The organism is Sphingomonas sp. NPDC092440 (assembly GCF_044754985.1).
Lineage (GTDB): Bacteria > Pseudomonadota > Alphaproteobacteria > Sphingomonadales > Sphingomonadaceae > Sphingomonas.
This window is the reverse complement of the sequence record NZ_JBIVQA010000001.1, coordinates 267,873-288,714: the sequence shown is the minus strand read 5'-3', so window position 1 is coordinate 288,714 and position 20,842 is coordinate 267,873. Positions and strand designations below refer to the sequence as shown.

General features: G+C 65.7%; 32 protein-coding genes and 1 pseudogene. 1 reads left to right on the top strand and 32 read right to left on the bottom strand.

The features are described 5' to 3' along the window. Positions 1-80 precede the first annotated feature (80 nt). The 32 genes and pseudogenes from rplQ to ACIQCS_RS01350 form a co-directional block, all read right to left on the bottom strand. Positions 81-503, bottom strand: a complete 423-nt coding sequence (gene rplQ / locus ACIQCS_RS01505; RefSeq protein ID WP_280280292.1) for a 50S ribosomal protein L17 — start codon at positions 501-503, stop codon at positions 81-83. 178 nt (positions 504-681) lie between these two features. Then, on the bottom strand, positions 682-1,749 hold the full coding sequence (locus tag ACIQCS_RS01500; RefSeq protein ID WP_345850609.1) for a DNA-directed RNA polymerase subunit alpha: 1,068 nt from the start codon (positions 1,747-1,749) through the stop codon (positions 682-684). A 101-nt stretch (positions 1,750-1,850) separates the two neighbouring features. Next, positions 1,851-2,240 carry a 30S ribosomal protein S11 gene (gene rpsK, locus ACIQCS_RS01495; protein ID WP_157025218.1) on the bottom strand — a complete coding sequence of 130 codons (390 nt, stop codon included), beginning with the start codon at positions 2,238-2,240 and terminating at the stop codon, positions 1,851-1,853. Positions 2,241-2,265: 25 nt separating this feature from the next. Beyond that, positions 2,266-2,634, bottom strand: a complete 369-nt coding sequence (gene rpsM, locus ACIQCS_RS01490) for a 30S ribosomal protein S13 (RefSeq protein ID WP_280280294.1) — start codon at positions 2,632-2,634, stop codon at positions 2,266-2,268. A 428-nt stretch (positions 2,635-3,062) separates the two neighbouring features. Continuing rightward, on the bottom strand, positions 3,063-3,752 hold the full coding sequence (locus tag ACIQCS_RS01485; protein ID WP_294049771.1) for a response regulator transcription factor: 690 nt from the start codon (positions 3,750-3,752) through the stop codon (positions 3,063-3,065). Between the two features lie 348 nt (positions 3,753-4,100). Next, the gene (locus ACIQCS_RS01480; RefSeq protein WP_345850607.1) at positions 4,101-4,661 is read right to left on the bottom strand and encodes an SRPBCC domain-containing protein; all 561 of its coding nucleotides are present in this window, start codon (positions 4,659-4,661) and stop codon (positions 4,101-4,103) included. 28 nt (positions 4,662-4,689) lie between these two features. Beyond that, positions 4,690-5,709 carry a polysaccharide deacetylase family protein gene (locus ACIQCS_RS01475; RefSeq protein WP_401529868.1) on the bottom strand — a complete coding sequence of 340 codons (1,020 nt, stop codon included), beginning with the start codon at positions 5,707-5,709 and terminating at the stop codon, positions 4,690-4,692. Between the two features lie 511 nt (positions 5,710-6,220). Beyond that, complete coding sequence (locus ACIQCS_RS01470; RefSeq protein WP_345850605.1) at positions 6,221-6,874, bottom strand: adenylate kinase; 654 nt, start codon at positions 6,872-6,874, stop codon at positions 6,221-6,223. Between the two features lie 39 nt (positions 6,875-6,913). Continuing rightward, positions 6,914-8,275, bottom strand: coding sequence for a preprotein translocase subunit SecY (gene secY, locus ACIQCS_RS01465; protein ID WP_345850604.1), 1,362 nt, complete (start codon positions 8,273-8,275; stop codon positions 6,914-6,916). Positions 8,276-8,478: 203 nt separating this feature from the next. Continuing rightward, entirely contained in the window at positions 8,479-9,030 is a 552-nt protein-coding gene (rplO, locus tag ACIQCS_RS01460; protein WP_345850603.1) for a 50S ribosomal protein L15, read from the bottom strand. Positions 9,031-9,132: 102 nt separating this feature from the next. Beyond that, positions 9,133-10,305 (bottom strand): ATP-binding protein, encoded by a 1,173-nt coding sequence (locus tag ACIQCS_RS01455; RefSeq protein WP_345850602.1) that lies wholly within the window; start codon positions 10,303-10,305, stop codon positions 9,133-9,135. A 167-nt stretch (positions 10,306-10,472) separates the two neighbouring features. Next, entirely contained in the window at positions 10,473-10,667 is a 195-nt protein-coding gene (rpmD, locus tag ACIQCS_RS01450; RefSeq protein ID WP_167297948.1) for a 50S ribosomal protein L30, read from the bottom strand. 5 nt (positions 10,668-10,672) lie between these two features. Beyond that, positions 10,673-11,404 carry a 30S ribosomal protein S5 gene (gene rpsE / locus ACIQCS_RS01445; protein ID WP_345850601.1) on the bottom strand — a complete coding sequence of 244 codons (732 nt, stop codon included), beginning with the start codon at positions 11,402-11,404 and terminating at the stop codon, positions 10,673-10,675. A 2-nt stretch (positions 11,405-11,406) separates the two neighbouring features. Further along, positions 11,407-11,766: a 50S ribosomal protein L18 gene (gene rplR / locus ACIQCS_RS01440; RefSeq protein WP_345852067.1), complete on the bottom strand. Its 360-nt coding sequence runs from the start codon at positions 11,764-11,766 to the stop codon at positions 11,407-11,409. Further along, positions 11,766-12,299, bottom strand: coding sequence for a 50S ribosomal protein L6 (rplF, locus tag ACIQCS_RS01435; protein WP_345850600.1), 534 nt, complete (start codon positions 12,297-12,299; stop codon positions 11,766-11,768). The genes rplR and rplF overlap by 1 nt, the downstream gene beginning before the upstream one ends. Next, the gene (gene rpsH / locus ACIQCS_RS01430; protein WP_086128654.1) at positions 12,299-12,694 is read right to left on the bottom strand and encodes a 30S ribosomal protein S8; all 396 of its coding nucleotides are present in this window, start codon (positions 12,692-12,694) and stop codon (positions 12,299-12,301) included. The genes rplF and rpsH overlap by 1 nt, the downstream gene beginning before the upstream one ends. A gap of 11 nt (positions 12,695-12,705) precedes the next feature. Beyond that, a complete protein-coding gene (gene rpsN / locus ACIQCS_RS01425) occupies positions 12,706-13,011 on the bottom strand; it encodes a 30S ribosomal protein S14 (RefSeq protein ID WP_345850597.1) in 306 nt (101 codons plus the stop codon). A gap of 19 nt (positions 13,012-13,030) precedes the next feature. Then, the gene (rplE, locus tag ACIQCS_RS01420) at positions 13,031-13,612 is read right to left on the bottom strand and encodes a 50S ribosomal protein L5 (protein ID WP_086128652.1); all 582 of its coding nucleotides are present in this window, start codon (positions 13,610-13,612) and stop codon (positions 13,031-13,033) included. Next, on the bottom strand, positions 13,605-13,922 hold the full coding sequence (gene rplX, locus ACIQCS_RS01415; RefSeq protein ID WP_345850594.1) for a 50S ribosomal protein L24: 318 nt from the start codon (positions 13,920-13,922) through the stop codon (positions 13,605-13,607). Before rplX ends, rplE begins: the two co-directional genes overlap by 8 nt. Then, positions 13,922-14,290: a 50S ribosomal protein L14 gene (gene rplN / locus ACIQCS_RS01410; RefSeq protein WP_086128650.1), complete on the bottom strand. Its 369-nt coding sequence runs from the start codon at positions 14,288-14,290 to the stop codon at positions 13,922-13,924. Before rplN ends, rplX begins: the two co-directional genes overlap by 1 nt. A gap of 65 nt (positions 14,291-14,355) precedes the next feature. Next, positions 14,356-14,628, bottom strand: coding sequence for a 30S ribosomal protein S17 (gene rpsQ / locus ACIQCS_RS01405; protein ID WP_086128649.1), 273 nt, complete (start codon positions 14,626-14,628; stop codon positions 14,356-14,358). Between the two features lie 10 nt (positions 14,629-14,638). Next, the gene (gene rpmC / locus ACIQCS_RS01400; RefSeq protein WP_086128648.1) at positions 14,639-14,842 is read right to left on the bottom strand and encodes a 50S ribosomal protein L29; all 204 of its coding nucleotides are present in this window, start codon (positions 14,840-14,842) and stop codon (positions 14,639-14,641) included. Between the two features lie 4 nt (positions 14,843-14,846). Next, a complete protein-coding gene (gene rplP, locus ACIQCS_RS01395; protein ID WP_086128647.1) occupies positions 14,847-15,278 on the bottom strand; it encodes a 50S ribosomal protein L16 in 432 nt (143 codons plus the stop codon). 16 nt (positions 15,279-15,294) lie between these two features. Beyond that, entirely contained in the window at positions 15,295-16,002 is a 708-nt protein-coding gene (rpsC, locus tag ACIQCS_RS01390; RefSeq protein WP_086128646.1) for a 30S ribosomal protein S3, read from the bottom strand. After that, positions 16,002-16,379, bottom strand: a complete 378-nt coding sequence (gene rplV / locus ACIQCS_RS01385) for a 50S ribosomal protein L22 (protein WP_086128645.1) — start codon at positions 16,377-16,379, stop codon at positions 16,002-16,004. Before rplV ends, rpsC begins: the two co-directional genes overlap by 1 nt. Further along, positions 16,379-16,657, bottom strand: coding sequence for a 30S ribosomal protein S19 (gene rpsS, locus ACIQCS_RS01380; protein ID WP_345850589.1), 279 nt, complete (start codon positions 16,655-16,657; stop codon positions 16,379-16,381). Before rpsS ends, rplV begins: the two co-directional genes overlap by 1 nt. Positions 16,658-16,660: 3 nt before the next feature. Next, a complete protein-coding gene (gene rplB / locus ACIQCS_RS01375) occupies positions 16,661-17,512 on the bottom strand; it encodes a 50S ribosomal protein L2 (RefSeq protein ID WP_086128643.1) in 852 nt (283 codons plus the stop codon). Further along, positions 17,512-17,832: a 50S ribosomal protein L23 gene (locus ACIQCS_RS01370; RefSeq protein WP_086128642.1), complete on the bottom strand. Its 321-nt coding sequence runs from the start codon at positions 17,830-17,832 to the stop codon at positions 17,512-17,514. The genes rplB and ACIQCS_RS01370 overlap by 1 nt, the downstream gene beginning before the upstream one ends. Continuing rightward, the gene (rplD, locus tag ACIQCS_RS01365; protein WP_345850588.1) at positions 17,825-18,439 is read right to left on the bottom strand and encodes a 50S ribosomal protein L4; all 615 of its coding nucleotides are present in this window, start codon (positions 18,437-18,439) and stop codon (positions 17,825-17,827) included. Before rplD ends, ACIQCS_RS01370 begins: the two co-directional genes overlap by 8 nt. Next, positions 18,440-19,198 (bottom strand): 50S ribosomal protein L3, encoded by a 759-nt coding sequence (rplC, locus tag ACIQCS_RS01360; RefSeq protein WP_086128640.1) that lies wholly within the window; start codon positions 19,196-19,198, stop codon positions 18,440-18,442. A gap of 394 nt (positions 19,199-19,592) precedes the next feature. Beyond that, positions 19,593-19,904 (bottom strand): 30S ribosomal protein S10, encoded by a 312-nt coding sequence (gene rpsJ / locus ACIQCS_RS01355; RefSeq protein ID WP_029936463.1) that lies wholly within the window; start codon positions 19,902-19,904, stop codon positions 19,593-19,595. A 175-nt stretch (positions 19,905-20,079) separates the two neighbouring features. Next, positions 20,080-20,371 (bottom strand): annotated as a pseudogene (locus tag ACIQCS_RS01350) (GIY-YIG nuclease family protein). 142 nt (positions 20,372-20,513) lie between these two features. Between ACIQCS_RS01350 and ACIQCS_RS01345 the strand changes: the two are divergent. Continuing rightward, positions 20,514-20,735 (top strand): hypothetical protein, encoded by a 222-nt coding sequence (locus tag ACIQCS_RS01345; RefSeq protein ID WP_345850585.1) that lies wholly within the window; start codon positions 20,514-20,516, stop codon positions 20,733-20,735. Positions 20,736-20,842: the final 107 nt, after the last annotated feature.

Genomic DNA, 20,842 nt, shown 5'->3' with positions numbered 1-20,842 from the left:
GGAAAACTTTCGGGCCTGAAACGAGAATGGGCGGCCGCACCAGGTGCGACCGCCCTTCCCTGTCTCGATATCGAGGCCGATCAGGCGACGGCGTCGAAATCCTCGTCGGCGAGCACCGGGCCCGAATCCTGGCCCTTGGCCGAGACGTCGCGATCGACGAACTCGATGATCGCCATCGGCGACGCGTCCGAAGCGCGCGGGCCGGTCTTGATGATGCGGGTATAGCCGCCGTTGCGGTCCGCATAGCGGGCCGACAGGACGTCGAACAGCTTCACCAGCTGGGCGTCGTCGAGCAGCCGGGCATGCGCCAGGCGGCGGTTCGACAGGCCGCCCTTCTTGGCCAGGGTGATCAGCTTCTCCACATACGGACGAAGCTCCTTCGCCTTGGCGAGGGTGGTGGTGATCTGCTCGTGCTTGATGAGCGCGGCGCTCATGTTGCGGAACAGGGCCGCGCGATGGGCCGAGGTACGCTGCAGCTTGCGGCCGCCAACGCGATGACGCATTGTCTTCTTCCTTCCGTTCGTCTGGGGGCCGTTCAAGGTACCCCAAGCCAGGCAGCGACGCGGACTGCCCCAGTTTTACGTCATCCCCGCCAGGGGACCCGATCTTCCTCACAGGCCCGGCCGCGGCGGATCCAGGCCGGGATCGTTGCCGGGCCAGCTTGCGCCAGCCCGGTACGACTTAGCCCATGATCTCCTGCTCGAGCTTCTTGGCCATTTCCTCGATGTTCTCGGGCGGCCAGCCCGGGATTTCCATGCCGAGGCGCAGGCCCATCGACGACAGGACTTCCTTGATCTCGTTGAGCGACTTGCGGCCAAAGTTCGGCGTGCGCAGCATCTCGGCCTCGGTCTTCTGGACCAGATCGCCGATATAGATGATGTTGTCGTTCTTGAGGCAGTTGGCCGAGCGGACCGAAAGCTCCAGCTCGTCGACCTTCTTCAGCAGGTAGCGGTTGATCTGCGAAGCATCGCCCGAGGCGCCTTCCGCCGCCGGAGCAGCCGCCGCCATGCCGATCGGGGCCGAGCGGGTGATCGCCGAGTCGTCGAAATGGACGAACAGCGCCAGCTGGTCCTGGAGGATGCGCGCGGCATAGGCCACCGCGTCTTCCGGCGTGATCGTGCCGTCGGTCTCGATCGACAAGGTGAGCTTGTCGTAGTCGAGCTCCTGGCCGACGCGGGTGTTCTCGACCTTGTACGAGACCTGGCGGACCGGGCTGTACAGGGCGTCGACCGGGATCAGGCCGATCGGCGCATCCGCCGGACGGTTCGACGCGGCGGGGACATAGCCCTTGCCGGTGTCGGCGGTCAGCTCCATGTTGAGCGTCGCGCCATCGTCCAGGTGGCAGATGACGAGATCGGGGTTCATCACCTCGATGTCGCCCGAGACGGCGATGTCGCCCGCCTTCACCTCAGCCGGGCCGGTGGCCGAGAGCTGGAGGCGCTTCGGGCCTTCGCCCTGCATGCGGATCGCGATCTGCTTCACGTTGAGGACGATGTCCGTCACGTCCTCGCGAACGCCCGCCAGCGAGCTGAACTCGTGGAGGACGTTCTCGATCTTGATCGAAGTGACCGCGGCGCCCTGCAGCGACGAGAGCAGCACGCGGCGCAGCGCGTTGCCGAGCGTCAGGCCGAAACCGCGCTCGAGCGGCTCCGCCACGAAGGTCGACTTGCGCTTGGGATCGCCACCGGGCTTCTTCTCGAGGCCGTTGGGCTTCTTGAGTTCCTGCCAGTTCTTAGCGTTGACCGACACGGGCTTTCCTCATGTTGGGCGGGACTAGAGGCGCGTCCCGCCAGGTAATTACTGCAAGACCGCGAGCCCGCCTCTGGGCCCGCGGCAACAAGCAGGAACGATCAGACGCGACGGCGCTTCGACGGACGAACGCCGTTGTGCGGGATCGGCGTCACGTCACGGATCGACGTGATCTGGAAACCGACCGCCTGCAGCGCGCGGAGCGCCGACTCGCGGCCCGAACCCGGGCCCTTCACTTCCACCTCGAGGGTGCGCACGCCGTGCTCGGCGGCCTTGCGGCCCGCATCCTCGGCGGCGACCTGGGCGGCATACGGGGTCGACTTGCGCGAGCCCTTGAAGCCCATCATGCCGGCCGACGACCACGAGATGGCGTTGCCCTGCGCGTCGGTGATGGTGATCATCGTGTTGTTGAAGCTGGCGTTCACATGGGCGACGCCGGCGGTGATGTTCTTGCGCTCGCGACGGCGAAGGCGCTGCGGTTCACGTGCCATTTTCTTGTCCCTTCCGACCTAGCGCTTACTTCTTCTTGCCGGCGATCGGCTTGGCCTTGCCCTTGCGGGTGCGCGCATTGGTGTGCGTGCGCTGGCCACGGACCGGCAGACCCTTGCGGTGGCGCAGGCCACGATAGCAGGCCAGGTCCATCAGGCGCTTGATGTTCATCGCGGTTTCGCGACGCAGGTCGCCTTCCACGGTGTAGCCGGCGTCGATCGCCTCGCGGATCTGCAGCACTTCCTGGTCCGACAGGTCCTGAACGCGGCGCTCCGGCGCGATGTTCAGCTTGGCGGTGATCTCCTTGGCCTTGGTCGCGCCAATGCCGTGGATGTACTGCAGCGCGATGACGACGCGCTTGTTGGTCGGGATGTTGACACCCGCAATACGAGCCATGAAATTTGTTCTCCCAGCTCCACGGGGTGCCGCATGGCAGCTCGCACCCCATCTCGTAGCGTTGATTCCGAAATGCGGCGGCACGACGAGCGCACAAGCACGCCGCCGGATACCGGTGTTTCGGAAGATGCGCGACATATGCGTCCACCAGCGCAGAGTCAAGCGCTGTGGGAAAGGCTTTCGCCGGAAATGGAGTCATACACGAATCCGACGCTTCCGCCAAGCCGATGCCCCGGCCCGCCTTGCGGGCGCCATGTTCAACCGGATGGTTGAAGCTTTTGTTGACTCTCTTGTCTATCCCGCTTGCACGCGGCGGTGCCGGCCGACCGGCCGAACCCGTCCCGCCAGGCGGGCGCAGCAGAACAGGCGGAATCCAACATTGCAAGCCGGATGCGCCGCCCCTGCCATGCGCCAGGAGGAAGATCCCCCTATCCTTCCGCGGCCAGGCGATACCCCGCGCCGCGAACGGTATGGAGGATCGGAGCCTCTCCTTCCTCCAGCTTGCGGCGCAGGCGGCCGATATGGACGTCGACCACGTTCGAGCCGGGATCAAAACGGCAGTTCCACACATGCTCCAGCATCATGGTGCGCGTGACGACCTCGCCGGCATGGCGGGCCAGATATTCGAGCAGGTGGAACTCGCGGGCCACCAGCGGCACGGCGCGGCCGGCGCGGGCGACGGTGCGGCTGAGCAGGTCGATCTCAAGATCGCCCACCACGATCCGCGTCGCCTTGGCGTCCGCCTCGGCCCGGTCGGCCCGGCGCAGCAGCGCGGCGATGCGTGCCCGCAGCTCGGCGAAGGAGAAAGGCTTGGCGAGATAGTCGTCGGCGCCCGCCGCAAGCCCGCCGACCTTGTCGTCGACCGTGCCGAGCGCGGAGAGCATGATCGCCGGCGTCCGCAGCCCCCGCTCGCGCAGTACGCCGAGCATCGACAGGCCATCCATGCCGGGAAGCATGCGATCGAAGATCCAGAGGTCGAAATCGCCCTCGGCGGCACGGGAAAGGCCGGCCTGGCCGTCGCCGCACGCCTCCACCTCGAAACCGGCATCGGCAAGCCCCTGGGTCACGAAGTCCACCGCGGCAGCGTCATCCTCGACGATCAGGATATGGTGCGTCACGTCCGTCCTCCGCCCGACCCGGCATCAGGGGTGGCCGACGGACAAGGGGGCGTCCGCCGGCCGAGCGTCGATGCCAGGGCAGCATCGGCGACTTCAGGGCGCACCGGTGTCCCAGGCGCTCTTCCCGGCGAGCCCGGTCCGGAAAGGGGGCTGATCCGGACCATGGCACGGCGTCGGTCGCAGGGGGAGGAACGACCAGGCCGGCGCCGGGAAGAGCATCGGGGCAAACCGCATGCGGTTGACCTCTGATGCATGACCGGCGGGGGCGTGCCGGCCATGGCCCCTGATAGTCGCCGGCACCGCCTCGGGCGGTGACCGGGGCATGACAAAATCGTAATGTTGCGAGGCTCAGCGCTCGGCCGCCGCCTTCAGCCGGATGACCTGCGCCGCGAGCACGCCGTCGACCGGCGCGGCGATCCGACCCAGGCCCGGTGCCCCGGCCACGGCATATTCGACGCTGACCATCGTCGACTTGCCGTCCGCCGCGGGATCGAGCGTGACCGTCATCACCGCCCCGGCCGGAAAGGCCTGTAGCGGTCCCAGCCCGCCGCTGAGGCGCAGCATCCTGCCGGGCCGGACGAAGATCACCCGCATATGCTCGACGCCGCCACCATCCGGCAGCTTCTCGCACCAGCAGCCGCCGGGGCGCGCGTCGAGCGAGAGATTGGCGGCGCTGCCCGACCAGCTATGTTCGTCGCTCCACCAGGCCGATGGCGCGATCAGCACCGCCCACACCCTGGCGGACGGCGCGGCGATCATGGCCTTTTCGGTGACGGTGAAGCTGGTTTCCGTCGAAGCGGTGACTTCACCAGCAATGGCGGGGCCAGCAATAGCGGGGCCGGCAATAGCGGGGCCGGCGGCAGGCACGGCGGCGGCAAGCGCCAGCACGATCGGCAAATGGGCGTTCATCTTCCCTCCTCTCATCGAGGCAGGGCGATCATAGCGCGCAGAGCAGCATTCCAGAAGCGGCGGCGACGCGGCGCGGCACTTCGATCTCGATCCGGCCCGCCGCCATGCGCGCCCGGGAAAGATAGTGGAGCGTGCCATCGAGATAGGCATCGAAGGCGCTGGCCCGCACATGCTGGCCGTCGACGAACCGGCGCAGCGCATAGGGGCTGGCGCCGGGCGGGTTGAGCCCCTCGGTCACCAGCGTGGCGGAGCGGATGCCGCTCGCCGCAAGCAGCGCGGGCGCGGACGGGTGGAAGGTGCCGCTCGGATAGCAGAAATGCTCGGGCGCGCCGCCACCGGTCGCGGCGACCAGCGCGGCGCGATTCGCCGCGATCTCGGGCACGAGCTGGCCGATGCGGCCGGCGACGTCGATGTGCCGATGGGTGTGCAGCTGGATGTCGAGCCCCCGGCCATGCGCATCGGCGAGCTCGGCCGGGCGCATGAGGTGGAATTGCCGGCATTCCAGCCAGGCCTCGCCCACGCCGAGCGCCCGGCCATAGGCGCGCAGCGCGTCGAGCCGCTCGGGCTCGGGCAACGCCTCGATCCGGCGGACCGCCGCGCCGCGATCCTCGGCGGCCCGGCCCGAGGCGGTGATGAGATAGTCGACCGCGACATTGACCACCGGCAAGTCACGCCCCGCATACCAGGTGGTCGCATAGAGCGTCGCCGGCAGGCGATGCCGCTCGAGCACCGGCAGCATGTGGCTGTGGGTCGAGGCCCAGCCATCGTCGATCGTGATCACCACCGCGGCACGCGGCAGGCGATTGGCGGCGAGCCGCTCGACCGCCTCGCCCAGCGGCAGCACCGGCAAGCCCGAGCGCGCGAGCCGGGCCATGCGCGCCGCGAACCGGTCGGGCGTCATGAACAGGCAGCTGCCGAACGGGGCGCCGGGCGCCAGCCAGAGGCCATGATAGCAGAGGATGCGCAGCTGGGCGCCGGTCGCGCGGCGGGCGAGCATCGAGAGGCCGGTCCACCGGGCGGCTCGCAACAGGGCGCGCTTGGGCAGCATTGACGAACCGATCCCCCGCCCGGCCGGAATGCCGGAGCAAGGCGGGATCGTCCCAGCCCCGGCTTAAGCGGGGGTTAGGGCAACAATATATTACAAAGGCGGGGAATTATCCCGTTCGAGCAGGTATGTACTCCCCGGCGAAGGCCGGGCCCCAGTCGCGGCATATTCGCAAGGGCGCAGTGCCGTCGAGGGGCCTTCGAGGCTGGGCCCCGGCCTTCACCGGGGAACTGCTTCCCGCTACATGTTTGAAGGGGATAGTCGCCCAAGGCCGGAATCTCGTGCGCCTCCCCTTGAGGAAGCGGAGACATCGGGGTCTCGGCACGATCCATATACCAGGTCATCCTCGCGAAGGCGGGGATCCAGGGTAGCGCGGGATATCCACGCCGTCGCGCGAACCGCCTTCCGGAGAGGGCCGGACCTGCCGCACGCATTCCACGCCCGGCCCTGGATCCCCGCCTTCGCGGGGGTGACGAAGGAAATCAAACCCTCGATCGGGGCCCATGGCCCCGACCTACCCCTTGCCGTCGAGGATCGCGTCGATCTGCGCGCCGACCTCGGCGATGTCGGCCATGCCGTCGACCTTCCGCACCAGGCCCCTGGCCTCGTAGAAGGGCAGGATCGGCGCGGTCTTGGCGCGATACTCGGCCATGCGGGTGCGCACCGTCTCGGCATTGTCGTCCGGGCGGCGCTTGAACTCGTGATGGCCGCACACGTCGCAGGTGCCCGCGACCTTGGGCAGCTTGAACTTGTCGTGATAGCCCTCGCCGCAATTCGCGCAGGTGAAGCGGCCCTCGACGCGCTCGACCAGCGCATCCTCGTCCACTTCCAGCTCGATCACATAGTCGAGCCTGCGGCCGCGCTCCGAAAGCAGCGTATCCAGCGATTCGGCCTGGGCCACGGTGCGCGGATAGCCGTCGAAGATCGCGCCCTTCAGCGTATCTTCCATGTCGAGCCGCTCGCCGATGATGCCCGAGACGATCGCGTCCGACACGAGCTCGCCCGCGTCCATGACCGCCTTGGCCTGGAGGCCGGTGGGCGTGCCCGCCTTGACCGCGGCGCGCAGCATGTCGCCGGTCGAGAGCTGCACCATGCCGCGCTCGCTCTCGAGGCGCTTTGCCTGGGTGCCCTTGCCGGCTCCCGGCGGGCCCAACAGGATGATGTTCACTAAGCCTATCCCCTCAGTTTCGGCCAGTTCGGGCCGCGCTCAGCGCGCGCGGCCCTTGAGCTTCGCTTTCTTGATCAGGTCGCCATACTGGTGCGCCAGCAGGTGCGACTGGATCTGCGTCACTGTGTCCATCGTCACGTTGACGACGATGAGCAGGCTGGTGCCGCCCATCAGGAACGGAATGCTCATCGACGAGAACACCGCTTCGGGAACGAGGCAGATGATCGTCAGATAGGCCGCGCCGATCACGGTGATGCGGGTGAGCACATAATCGAAATAGAGCTCGGTGTTCTTGCCGGGGCGGATGCCCGGGATGAACCCGCCATAGCGCTTGAGGTTCTCGGCGGTCTCCTCCGGATTGAACACCACGGCGGTGTAGAAGAAGGAGAAGAAGATGATGCCGAGGCCGTAGAGCGTCATGTACACCGGCGAGCCGTGGCGCAGCCAGGTGTTCAGGTTGATCACCAGGTCGCCCCACCAGTTCTCGCCCGCGGTCATGTTGCCGGCGAACTGGGTGATGGTCAGCGGCAGCAGCAGCAGCGACGAGGCGAAGATCGGCGGGATCACGCCGGCGGTGTTGAGCTTGAGCGGCAGGTGGCTGCGCTCGGCCTGGACGCCGCGCGCGGTCTGCCGCTTGGGATACTGGATCAGGATGCGGCGCTGGGCGCGCTCCATGAAGCAGATGAACAGCACCAGGATCGCGACGCCGACGATGATCGTGATCAGGCGCAGCGGATCGATCGAGCCGGTGCGGCCGCTCTCGAACAGCTGGACGAGCGTGGTGGGCAGGCGGGCGACGATGCCGGCCATGATGATCAGCGAGATGCCGTTGCCGATGCCGCGATTGGTGATCTGCTCGCCGATCCACATCAGGAACATGGTGCCGCCGATCAGCGAGACCACCGCGCCGATGCGGAAGATCATGCCCGGCTCCACCACGGGCTGCAGGCCCTGGCTCGCGCCGAAGGTCTCGAGCCCGACGGCGATGAAATAGCCCTGCACCGCGGTCAGCGCGACGGTGCCGTAGCGGGTATATTGGTTCAGCCGCTTGCGGCCGCTCTCGCCTTCCTTCTTGATCGCGTTGAGCTGCGGCGACAGCGAAGTCGCCAGCTGCACCACGATCGAGGCGGTGATGTAGGGCATCACGCCGAGCGCGACGATCGACATGCGGTTGAGCGCGCCGCCGGTGAAGTTGTTGAAGAAGTCGAGCACGCCGCCCGCGGTCTGCTGCGCGAGCAGGTTGAGCTGGGTGGGGTCGACGCCCGGCAGGGGCACGTAGCTCAGCATCCGGAAGACGATCAGCGCGCCGAGGGTGAACCACAGACGCTTCTTGAGATCGGTCGCCTGGGCGAACTTCGCCAGGTTGATGCTGGAAGCAAGTTGATCGGAGGCGGAGGCCATGTGTTGGTCAGTCCCGGAAATCAAAGCGGCGGGAAAGCGTTCTACCGCCCCCCGCCGCTGATATAAGTCCTAAGCTGCGAAGGGCAATGCGCCCTCGCCCTGCTCCGGCGTTCGCCGCGCTTCCGTCACCCCGGCGAAAGCCGGGTCTCAGGCCGCGGGCGCGCGCACGTTGCACGAGATCCCGGCTTTCGCCGGGATAGCGCTCAGGCCTTGGCGGCGGCCTTCTTGGCTTCCTTGTCCGCCGCGCGGGCCTTCTGCACGACGCGGTGCTTGGCCTTGGCCTTCTCGGCGGCCGGCACGATCTCGGGGATCGTCACGGTGCCGCCGGCCTTCTCGACCGCCGCGATCGCGCTCTTCGACGCGCCGGCAACGGTGAAGTTCAGCTTGGCCTTGAGCTCGCCCTTGCCGAGCAGGCGCACGCCGTCCTTGCCGCCACGGGTCAGGCCCGCCGCGTTCAGCTCGGCCTGGGTCAGGTCGGTCGCGGTCAGCTTGCCCGAATCGATCGCCTTCTGGATCGCGCCCAGGTTCACCTCGGCATAGTCCTTGGCGAAGATGTTGTTGAAGCCGCGCTTCGGGATGCGCATGTGGAGCGGCATCTGGCCGCCCTCGAAGCCCTTGATCGAGACGCCTTCGCGGCTCTTCTGACCCTTCTGGCCGCGGCCGGCGGTCTTGCCCAGGCCCGAGCCGATGCCGCGGCCGACACGGACGCGGCCCTGGCGGGCACCATTGTTATCGCGGAGATCGTTGAGCTTCATGGTCGTGCACTCGCTTTCGCTTTTGTCGCGCTGATGGAAAAGGAAGCGGGGCCCATAGCGGGGGAGACGAGGTTTGTCATCCCCTTTTGAAGGCCACGGCCATCAATCGAAAATCCAGTGCCGCTTCAGATATGCATCGAACATTGGAACCGTGAAAGCGATGTCGCCGTGCGCCGGACTATAGATCATTCCCTTCGCGATGATCTGGGCTCGCCGCGGGCCCAAGGTGGCCAGCTTCTCGTTCAACTTCTCCGCGACATCGGATGATCGATACGGGCCGCTCCCCAAACGGGCCATAGCGATGACATACTCCTTTTCCTTGGGCGTCAGTCGATCGATACGAACCTTGAAGAAACCCTCATCCAGGCGTCGCAGGGCGTCCTTCTCCGCAACTTCGAGGCAGGCGACACTGATTGGAGATTCGTCCGACGCATTCCAGACCTGATATCCCCATTCCTGCAGGAAATAGGGGTATCCACGCGTAGCCTCGACTATGCGAGCGAGGACGGCAGCGTCGATCCTCTCACCTTCTTCCTGGATGGGCTGCCGAATTGCATTCGTCGCATCGTCACTCGAAAGTGCGTCGACCTTCGGGAAAATGAACAATCTCTCGGCGTAGGATTTCGCGTCTCCCGAGAGTGCCGCAATGGCCGGCAACCCCGCGCCGAACAGCAGCACCGGCAAGGCCTTCTGATTGACGCGATGGATCGCAACGATGAGAGCCCCCAACTCCTCGGTCGAGAGATACTGCACTTCATCGATCAGCAGCGCCCAACCCCGTCCACCCGCCCTGGCTGCTTCGCCAACCTTCAGGAACAACTCGGTGAGGTCATATTCCAGGTTACCACTGTCAGCCACTCCCGGCTCCGGATCCACGGAGACGTCGAAATCACCTACGCTGATCTTGAACACACTCGCAAAACCGCGCAGCGCCCGCAGCGCGGCGTATGACGCGGATTTTGCCTGCTCGCTCAAAGACAGCTTGCGAAGTACCTGATGGATCTTGGGATAGAGGAGATCGACTAGCTTTCGATCTTCGGGCGCTTCAATGAAGGATGTGAGGTAGCCGTGCTCTTCCGCGATCTGTTCGATCTTATTCAGAAGCACGGTCTTCCCCACACCGCGCAGTCCAAGCAGCATTTGGGATTGGCTGGGCCGCCCCAGCAGCACACGCTGCAGAGCCGTATCTGCTGTCGCGATAATTTCCTCACGCCCAGCCAGCTCCGGTGGCTGGGAACCCGCGCCCGGTGCAAATGGATTTCGAACGGGATCCATATCTAGCCTTTTATATCCGTCTATATCTCATATCCGATATATATAGCTATAAAGAGCTAGAATCAATTTGGCGCCGAACCTTCGACGCCGGATCCGCCCCGCAACGGAAAAGGGGCGGTAGTCGCCTACCGCCCCCTTCCCTGTTTGCTGCGGGATACGCGAAGGCCTTAGCCCTCGAGCACCTTAACCATGTGCGGCAGCTTGCGGATCATGCCCCGAACTTCGGGCGTGTCCTCGAGCTCCGAGACCTTGTGCATCTTGTTGAGGCCAAGGCCGATCAGCGTCGCGCGCTGATCCTTGGTGCGGCGGATCGGCGAGCCGATCTGCTGGATCTTGACGGTCTTGCGGGTTTCCTGGGCCATGTCGCTTACTCCGCGATCGCGGCCGCATCCGCCTCGGCGGTCTGCGAACCACCGCGGCCGAGCAGGTCGGCGATCTTCTTGCCGCGCCGCTGGGCAACCGACTTCGGCGAAGTCTGCTCCACCAGCGCTTCGAACGTCGCGCGGATCATGTTGTAGGGGTTCGACGTGCCGACCGACTTGGTCACCACATCGGCAACGCCCAGGCTCTCGAAGATGGCGCGCATCGGGCCACCCGCGATGATCCCGGTACCCTGCGGGGCCGAGCGCAGCGTCACGCGGCCGGCACCGAAGTGGCCGTTGCCGTCGTGATGCAGGGTGCGGCCTTCCTTGAGCGGAACGCGAACCATCGCCTTCTTGGCCGAGGCGGTCGCCTTCGAAATGGCTTCCGGCACTTCGCGGGCCTTGCCATGGCCGAAGCCGACACGGCCCTTGCCGTCGCCCACGACGACCAGCGCCGCGAAGCCGAAGCGCTTGCCGCCCTTCACCGTCTTCGAGACGCGGTTGATGTGGACCAGCTTCTCGATCAGTTCCTCGCCGCCATCCTCGGCGCCCTGGCCGCGACGATCGTCGCGACGGCCGCGGTTGCCGTCACGGCCGCCACGGCCGCGATCGCCACCACCACCCGGGCCACCACGGCCACGGCCGCGGCCACGACCCTGCTGCTCCTGGGGAGCCGCACCGGCGTCCTGGGCCTCGAAGCCCGCGCCTTCCGGCGCCTGGTTGTTTTCGTCAGCCATTCTCAGAACTCCAGCCCGCTCTCACGAGCGGCATCGGCCAGCGCCTTGACGCGGCCATGATAGAGGAAGCCACCGCGGTCGAACACGACCTGGGTGATGCCGGCGGCCTTGGCGGCCGCGGCAACGCGCTTGCCGACTTCCTGCGCAGCCTCGATGGTCGCGCCGGTCTTGCCGCGCACGTCCTTGTCGAGGGTGGAGGCAGCCGCGACGGTCTTGCCCTGCGTATCGTCGATCACCTGGGCATAGATGTGCTTGCCCGAGCGATGGATCGAAAGACGCGGACGACCACCGGCACGCGCACGAAGCGCAGTACGGTTGCGGCGACGACGCTTCGCGAAAAGCGAGAGACCCTTGGTGCTGATCACTTCTTCTTCCCTTCCTTACGGAAGATGAACTCGCCGTCGTACTTGATGCCCTTGCCCTTGTACGGCTCGGGCTTGCGCCAGCGGCGAATCTCGGCCGCAATCTGGCCGACCTTCTGCTTGTCGATCCCCGAGATCTCGACCGTGGTCTGATCCGGGGTCTTGATCTCGATGCCTTCCGGCACGTCGATGTTCACGTCGTGCGAATAGCCGAGCTGGAGCTTGAGCACCTTGCCCTGCGACGCAGCGCGATAGCCGACGCCGGTGATCAGGAGCTTCTTGGTGAAGCCCTCGGTCACGCCGGTGATCAGGTTCTGCACGAGCGTGCGCTGCATGCCCCAGAAGGCGCGCGCGCCCTTGGTCTCGTTGGCCGGCTGCACCGAGATGCTGCCGTCCTCGACGGTGTAGCTGATCTCGTCACGCAGGTTGAGCGAAAGGGTGCCCTTGGGACCCTTGACGCTCAGCACGCGGCCTTCGATCGAGGCGGTAACGCCTGCCGGCACGACGACCGGCTTCTTGCCGATGCGGCTCATCAGAACACCTCCGCCAGCACTTCGCCGCCGACATTCTGCTCGCGCGCTTCCGCGTCCGAGAGAACGCCGCGAGGCGTCGAGACGATCGTGATGCCCAGGCCGTTGCGCACGCGGGGAAGCTCCTGGCTGCCCGAGTAGACGCGGCGGCCCGGCTTCGAGATGCGCGCGACGTGCTTGATCGCCGGCTGGCCCTCGAAATACTTCAGCTCGATGCGGATGCCCGCGGCGGGGCCCATCTGCTCTTCGCTATAGCCACGGATATAGCCTTCGCGCTGGAGCACATCGAGAACGCGCGCACGCAGCTTGCTCGCCGGCGTCAGGACGGAGTCCTTGCGGGCGCGCTGGCCGTTGCGGATGCGGGTGAGCATATCACCCAGGGGATCGGTCACTGCCATCTTCGTGATCCTTACCAGCTCGACTTGGTGACGCCGGGGATCAGGCCCTTGTTGGCCAGATCACGCAGGATCACACGAGCGAGACGGAACTTGCGGTAGTAACCGCGGGGGCGCCCGGTGAGCTCGCACCGGTTGCGAATGCGGGTCGGGTTCCCGTTGCGGGGAATCTCGGCCAGCTTGAGACGCGCGATGAGACGCTCGGTCTCATCGAGGCTCTGGTCGTTCGCGATCGCCTTCAGCTTCGCATACTTGCCGGCGTACTTCTTCACCAGCTGCTTGCGACGCTCGTTCTTGTTCACGGAACTCAGTTTCGCCATGACTTAAGTTCTCTTTCCTTTACGCGGCCTTGGCTTCGCCGTCCGCATCCTGCGGGAACGGGAAACCGAAGAGACGGAGAAGCTCGCGGGCTTCGTCGTCGGTCTTCGCGGTGGTGGTCACGATCACGTCCATGCCGCGGATCTTGTCGACCTTATCGTAGCTGATTTCCGGGAAGATCAGCTGCTCCTTGAGACCGCAGGCATAGTTGCCACGGCCGTCGAACGACTTCGGGTTCAGGCCACGGAAGTCGCGAACGCGCGGCAGCGCGATCGTGATGAAGCGGTCGAGGAACTCGTACATGCGCTCGCGGCGAAGCGTGACCTTCGCGCCGATCGGCATGCCCTCGCGCAGCTTGAACTGCGCGATCGACTTCTTCGCCTTGGTCACGACGGGCTTCTGGCCGGCGATGAGCTCCATCTCCGACGCGGCCTGCTCGACCTTCTTCTTGTCCTGCGTGGCTTCGCCGACGCCCATGTTGAGCACGATCTTCTCGATCTTCGGCACTTCCATGACGTTCTTGTAACCGAACTTCTCGGTCATCGCCTTGGCGATCTGCTCGTCATAGAGCTTGCGCATGCGCGGCGTGTAGGAATCAGCCATTGATGACCTCCCCGGTCTTGACGGCGACGCGGACCTTCTTGCCGTCGCGCTCCTCGAAGCGGACGCGGGTCGGCTTGCCGTCCTTGGTCACGTGCGCGACTTTCGACACCGCCATCGGCGCTTCCGAACGCTCCAGGCCACCCTGCGGGTTGGTCTGGCTCGGCTTGCGGTGGCGCACGGCGACGTTGACGCCCGAAACGACGACCTTGCCGTCCTTGGGCAGCGACTTGACGACTTCACCGGTCCGGCCCTTGTCCTTGCCGGACAGGACGATGACCTGGTCGCCCTTCTTGATCTTGGCAGCAGCCATCACAGCACCTCGGGGGCGAGCGAAATGATCTTCATGAAGCCCTTCGAGCGGAGCTCGCGGACCACCGGGCCAAAGATACGGGTGCCGATCGGCTCCTCGTTCTTGTTGACCAGGACGGCAGCGTTGCCGTCGAAGCGAATGACCGAGCCATCGGCGCGGCGGACGTCCTTGGCGGTGCGGACGATGACGGCGCGGTGCACGTCACCCTTCTTCACCTTGCCGCGGGGAGCAGCTTCCTTGATGCTGACGACGATGACGTCGCCCACGGAGGCGAAGCGACGCTTCGATCCGCCCAGCACCTTGATGCACTGCACCCGCTTCGCGCCGCTGTTGTCTGCGACGTCGAGATTGGACTGCATCTGGATCATCGATCCGGTTCCTTCTCGTTCGGCCTACCGGGACATTCCTGCCCGGCGGTTCCAGTTGAAAACGCTTAGGCGGCTGCGTCCGACTTGGTCGGGGTCGCGTGGGTGTTCACCCGCTCGATCACCTTCCAGGTCTTGAGCTTCGAGATCGGCGCAGTCTCTTCGATGCGCACGGTCTCGCCGGCCTTGTACTCATTGCCCTCGTCATGGGCATGATACTTCTTCGAGCGACGGATGATCTTGCCGTAGAGCGGGTGCTTCACCTTACGCTCCACGAGCACGACGACCGTCTTGTCGCCCTTGTCGGAAACCACGTTCCCGGTCAGCACGCGCTTCGGCATGGTCTCTTCCTTACTTCGCAGCCGAGCGCGAGCGCTCGTTCTGCAGCGTCTTGATACGGGCGATGTCGCGACGGACTTCGCGAACGCGGCTCGGCTTCTCGAGCTGGCTGGTCGCGGCCTGGAAGCGAAGGTTGAACGCCTCGCGCTTCAGGTTGCCGAGCTCCTCGCTCAGCTGGTCCTCGGTCTTCGCACGAAGATCGGTAGCCTTGGTCATTCTATCAACCCTCCAGGTGCGAGGTATCGCCGAGGCGAGCCACGACCTTGACCTTGATCGGCAGCTTCATCGCCGCACGCTCGAACGCTTCCGCCGCGAGCGGGCCCGGCACGCCGTCCAGCTCGAACAGGATACGGCCCGGCTTGACGCGGGCGACCCAGAATTCCGGCGAGCCCTTGCCCGAGCCCATGCGGACTTCGGCGGGCTTCGACGAAACCGGCACGTCCGGGAAGATGCGGATCCAGAGACGGCCCTGGCGCTTGATGTGACGCGTGATCGCGCGGCGAGCCGCTTCGATCTGGCGGGCGGTGATCCGCTCCGGCTCCATCGCCTTCAGGCCATAGGACCCGAAGTTGAGCGCCGTGCCACCCTTGGCGTCGCCATGGATGCGGCCCTTGAAGGCCTTGCGGAACTTGGTGCGCTTCGGTTGCAGCATTAGTCTGTCCTAACCCTTAGCGGCGGTCTTCGCGCGCCGGGCGCACGCCCGTCGTCTGCGATTCCAGGTTGAGGCGATCGGTCGCCATCGGATCGTGGCCGAGGATCTCACCCTTGAAGATCCAGACCTTCACGCCGCAGACGCCATAGGCGGTGTGCGCTTCGGCCGTGGCATGATCGATGTTCGCGCGCAGCGTGTGCAGCGGAACGCGACCTTCGCGATACCATTCCGACCGGGCGATCTCGGCGCCGCCGAGACGGCCGCCGCAGTTGATCCGGATGCCCTCGGCGCCGAGGCGCATCGCCGACTGCACCGCGCGCTTCATGGCGCGGCGGAAGGCGATACGGCGCTCGAGCTGATCGGCAATGCCCTGGGCGACGAGCTTGGCATCGACTTCCGGCTTGCGGATCTCGACGATGTTCAGGCTCACGTCGCTCGAGGTCATCGCGCTCAGCGTCTTGCGCAGCTTCTCGATGTCCGAGCCCTTCTTGCCGATGATGACACCGGGGCGCGCCGCGTAGATCGACACGCGGCACAGCTTGGCCGGGCGCTCGATCACCACCTTCGAGATCGCGGCCTGGGGCAGCGTCTCGAGGATGTACTTGCGGATCTTGAGGTCCTCCATGAGGAGCCGGCCATAGTCGGCGCCCTCGGCGAACCAGCGGCTGTCCCAGGTGCGGTTGACCTGGAGGCGAAGGCCGATCGGGTTGCTCTTGTGACCCATTATGCTTCTTCCTGCTCGCGGACGACGATGCGAAGACGGCTGAACGGCTTCAGGATGCGGGTGGACTTGCCACGGCCGCGGGTCGCGAAGCGCTTCATCGTGATCGACTTGCCGACCGAAGCCTCGGCGACGACGAGCGCGTCGACGTCGAGGTTGTGGTTGTTTTCCGCATTGGCGATCGCCGAGGCGAGAACCTTGCGCGCGTCCACGGCCATGGCCTTGGTCGAGAACTGAAGGATGTTCAGCGCATCGCCGGCCTTCTTGCCGCGGATCAGGCCCGCAACGAGGTTCAGCTTCTGGGCCGAGCCGCGGATCTGCGTGGCGACGGCAAGGGCTTCCTTGTCGCCGACCTTACGGGGGGCTGCAGGCTTGCTCATTAGCGCTTACCCTTCTTGTCGGCAGCGTGGCCCGGGAAGAACCGGGTCGGTGCGAACTCGCCGAGCTTCATGCCGACCATGTCCTCGTTGACCGAGACCGGCACGAACTTGCGGCCATTGTAGACGCTGAACGTCAGGCCGACGAAATCCGGCAGGATCGTCGAGCGGCGCGACCAGGTCTTGATCGGACCGGAGCGGGTGCCCTGCTCCTGCGCGGTCTGCGCCTTCTTGAGCAGGTGGAGGTCCACGAACGGACCCTTCCAAACGGAGCGAGCCATGGGTTAGCCCTTCTTCTTCGCGTGACGGCTGCGGATGATCATCTTGTCCGTCGCCTTGTTGTGGCGGGTGCGCGCACCCTTGGTCGGCTTGCCCCACGGGGTGACCGGGTGACGGCCGCCCGAGGTGCGGCCTTCACCGCCGCCATGCGGGTGGTCGACCGGGTTCTTCGCGACGCCGCGGGTCAGCGGGCGGATGCCCTTCCAGCGGTTGCGGCCGGCCTTGCCGAGATTGGTGTTCTGGTTGTCGGGGTTCGACACCGCACCAACGGTCGCCATGCAGTTGCCATGGATGTAGCGCTGCTCGCCCGAGTTCAGGCGAACGATCACCATGCCGCGGTCACGGCCGACGACCTGCACATAGGTGCCCGCCGAACGCGCGATCTGGCCGCCCTTGCCCGGCTTCATCTCCACATTGTGGACGATGGTGCCGACCGGCATCGACGACAGCTCCATGGCGTTGCCCGGCTTCACGTCGGTCTTCTTGCCGGCGATCACCTTGTCGCCGACGGCGAGGCGCTGCGGCGCGATGATATAGGCGACGCGGTCCTTGCCGTTCTCGTCGGCGCCGTAATTCACCAGCGCGATGAAGGCGGTGCGGTTCGGATCATATTCGATCCGCTCGACGGTGCCCTCGACGTCCCACAGGCGGCGCTTGAAATCGATGATGCGATAGCGCTGCTTGTGGCCGCCGGCGATGCCGCGCGAGGTCACATGGCCCTTGTTGTTGCGGCCGCCGGTCTTGGTCTTGCCCTCGGTCAGCGCCTTGACCGGGCGACCCTTGTACAGGGCCGAACGGTCGATCAGGATCAGGCCGCGGACGCCAGGCGACGTCGGATTGTAATTCTTGAGTGCCATTACGAATTGACCCCCGAGGTCACGTCGATCTGGTCGCCGTCGGCGAGCGTCACGATTGCCTTCTTCACGTCAGAGCGCTTGTAGGGGGCGCCCTTCCACTTCTTGGTCTTGCCCTTCTGGACGATCGTGTTGACGCCGGTCACCTTGACCTTCCAGAGCGCCTCGACGGCGGCCTTGATCTCGGGCTTGGTGGCGTCGCCGGCGACCTTGAACACAACGGCGTTGTGCTCGGAGACGAGCGTCGACTTCTCGGTGATGTGCGGCGCGACAATCACGTCGTAATGACGGTTGTCGATCGCGGCTGCCTGCTTCTTAGCCATTGAAGCGCGCCTCCAGCTTCTCGACGGCAGCGCGGGTCAGGACCAGCGTGTCGTGCTTCAGGATGTCATAGACGTTGGCGCCCACCGCGGGGAGGACGTTCACGCCGATCAGGTTGCGCGCGGCCAGGAAGCCGTTGCCGGCCTCGCCGTCGATCACCAGCGCGGTCTTGCCGGTGCCGAGCTTGGCGAACTGCGCCTTGAGCTCCGCGGTCTTGGCCGTGCCGAACGCGTCGAGGACGATCAGCGAGCCGGCCTTGGCGTGGCTGCTGAGGGCCATCTTCAGGCCGAGCGCGCGGACCTTCTTGTTCAGCGACGGATTGAAGTCGCGAACGCGAGCGCCGTGCGCCTTACCACCGCCGATGAACACCGGAGCGCGGCGATCGCCGTGACGAGCCGTACCGCCGCCCTTCTGGCGACCGAACTTCTTGCCCGAACGGGCGACATCGGCGCGCTCGCGGGTGCCGCGCGCGGTGGCGCGGCGCTTCTCGAGCTGCCAGGTGACGACGCGGTGCAGGATGTCGGCGCGCGGCTCGACAGCGAAGACGCCGTCGTTGAGCTCGATGTCGCCCGATGCCTTGGCGTCGAGGGTTTGAACCTTGACCTTCACTTAGCCCTCCTGGCCTTCGGTCGCCTCGGGGGCCTCGGTCACTTCAGCCGGGGTCTCCGCGGGGGCGGTGTCGTTGTTGTTGGCGACCGACTTGATGCCGGCCGGGAACGGCGCGGCGTCGGGGCGGGCGACCTTGACGGCGTCCTTGACGAACAGCCAGCCACCCTTCGAGCCAGGGACCGAGCCCTTGACGAAGATCAGGCCGCGCTCGACGTCGGTGCCGACGATCTCGAGGTTCTGCTGGGTGCGGAACTTGTCACCCATGTGGCCGGCCATCTTCTTGTTCTTGAAGACCTTGCCCGGATCCTGGCGCTGACCGGTCGAACCGAGCGAGCGGTGCGAGACCGAGACGCCGTGGGTGGCGCGCAGACCGCCGAAGCCCCAACGCTTCATGCCGCCCGCAAAGCCCTTGCCCTGGGTCTTGCCCTGGATGTCGACGAACTGGCCGGCGACATAATGGTCGGCCGAGATCTCGGCGCCCACTTCGAGCAAGCCGTCCGCATCGACGCGGAATTCATGGACCACCGCCTTGGGCTCGACTTCGGCCTTGCCGAAGTGGCCGCGCTGCGGCTTGGCGACATTCTTGCTCTTCGCCGTGCCGGCGCCGAGCTGGACGGCCGTGTAGCCGTCACGATCCTTCTCGCGGACGGAGACGACCTGCACGCCTTCGAGCGCCAGGACGGTGACCGGCACGTGGCGGCCGTCGTCCTGGAACAGGCGGGTCATCCCCAACTTCTTCGCGATCACGCCAGTGCGCATGACCAGTTGCTCCTATGCATAGGCACCCGAGGGGGAATTCCCACGGGTGCGTGCCTCAGCCCGAAAATATGATGCGAGCCCCCGTCCGGGCTGAACCCCTTCCCGAAGGAAGAGGCGACGGGGGACGCAGGCCCGGTTCTCCGAAGAGGCCGGCGGTATCCCTATCGCGATGTGAGCGCGCGCTTGGCGCCCTCCGGGTTCCTTGCTTCGGATCGGGATCGATCCGGTGGAGGAACCGGCGAATCCCCCTTGAGGGAATCGCGAATCTCGTGTGGAGGCGCGCCTTTACGTCAGCAGCGCTTCCCTGTCCACCCTCCAACTGCGCTCCTTTGCAGGAATGCGCCAAGTGGAGGGAGGCCACCCCGGCCTTCGCCGGGGCTGAAGGCAAGCTCGCTTACGCGAGCTTGATCTCGACGTCGACGCCGGCGGCGAGGTCGAGCTTCATCAGCGCGTCCACGGTCTGCGGGGTCGGCTGCACGATGTCGAGCATGCGCTTGTAGGTGCGCACTTCGAACTGCTCGCGCGACTTCTTGTCGATGTGGGGGCCACGGTTGACCGTGAACTTCTCGATCTTCGTCGGAAGCGGGATCGGGCCACGGATGAGAGCGCCAGTGCGGCGCGCAGTGTCGGCGATGTCGCCGGTCGCCTGGTCGAGCACTCGATGATCGAACGCCTTCAGGCGAATACGGATATTCTGCGTTTCCATGTCCCTACCAATGCGAAAGAGCGGGCGCCGTTTCCGGCGCTCTTGCTGTGTTGAACTGAACTGAGGCGCGGCCCTTACATGGGAGCGCGATTCGGATCAAGGGGGATGTGATGAAATCCGCCGCCCTTGCCCCGTCACCCCGGCCTTGAGCCGGGGTCCCGCTTCTTTCCATCTCTCAGAAAAGCGTGTCGGACAGATCACGCCACTCGGGATTGCCGCGCTCGATAAGATCGAACTTCCATTCTCGCCGCCAGCGCTTCACGCGCTTCTCATGCGCGATGGCATCGCTGATATCCGGCGCATGCTCGGCCCAAACGAGCCTGCTCAGCCCGTAGCGACGGCAAAAGCCTGAGCCATTCCCCCGTGCGATGCTGGTGGACGCGTGCTGCAAGGCTCGCCGTCACGCCGACGTAGATCGTACCGCGATACCGGTCCGCCATGATGTAGACCCAACCACCCCGCTCCATTGGAATAGGACAGAAGAAGCGGGGCCCCGGGTCAAGCCCGGGGTGACGAATTTGGTGCGGCTATTACCTCCAAATCCGACGCGATGGATGATCCTTGCGGAGGATCAAGGATCCTCAACAAACTATCCACGGGAGAATAGCCATGTGGTGGCTACTCGGCATTGCAGCAGCGGCAGCCTTCTTCTTTGCAGGCAAGCCTGATCGTCCAACCGCGACAGGAGGAGATGCCACCGCTGGCCTGACAGTCGGTGTCATTCTCGCCCTAATCTACGGCAATTGGTGGCTGGTAACTCGAGCCATAACCGCCGGGACCCTGCTCGGGCCACTCTTCGAGATTTTGCCTCGCTTGGCACGCCATCGCTGAAGCTCGGCCACGCCCAAGCCGCAGCGTCCATGCCTTGACTCGCAGCGATCCTCCGGAAGCCGCTCACAAACGAAAAAGCCCGGCCTCCTTCGCAGGAGACCGGGCCT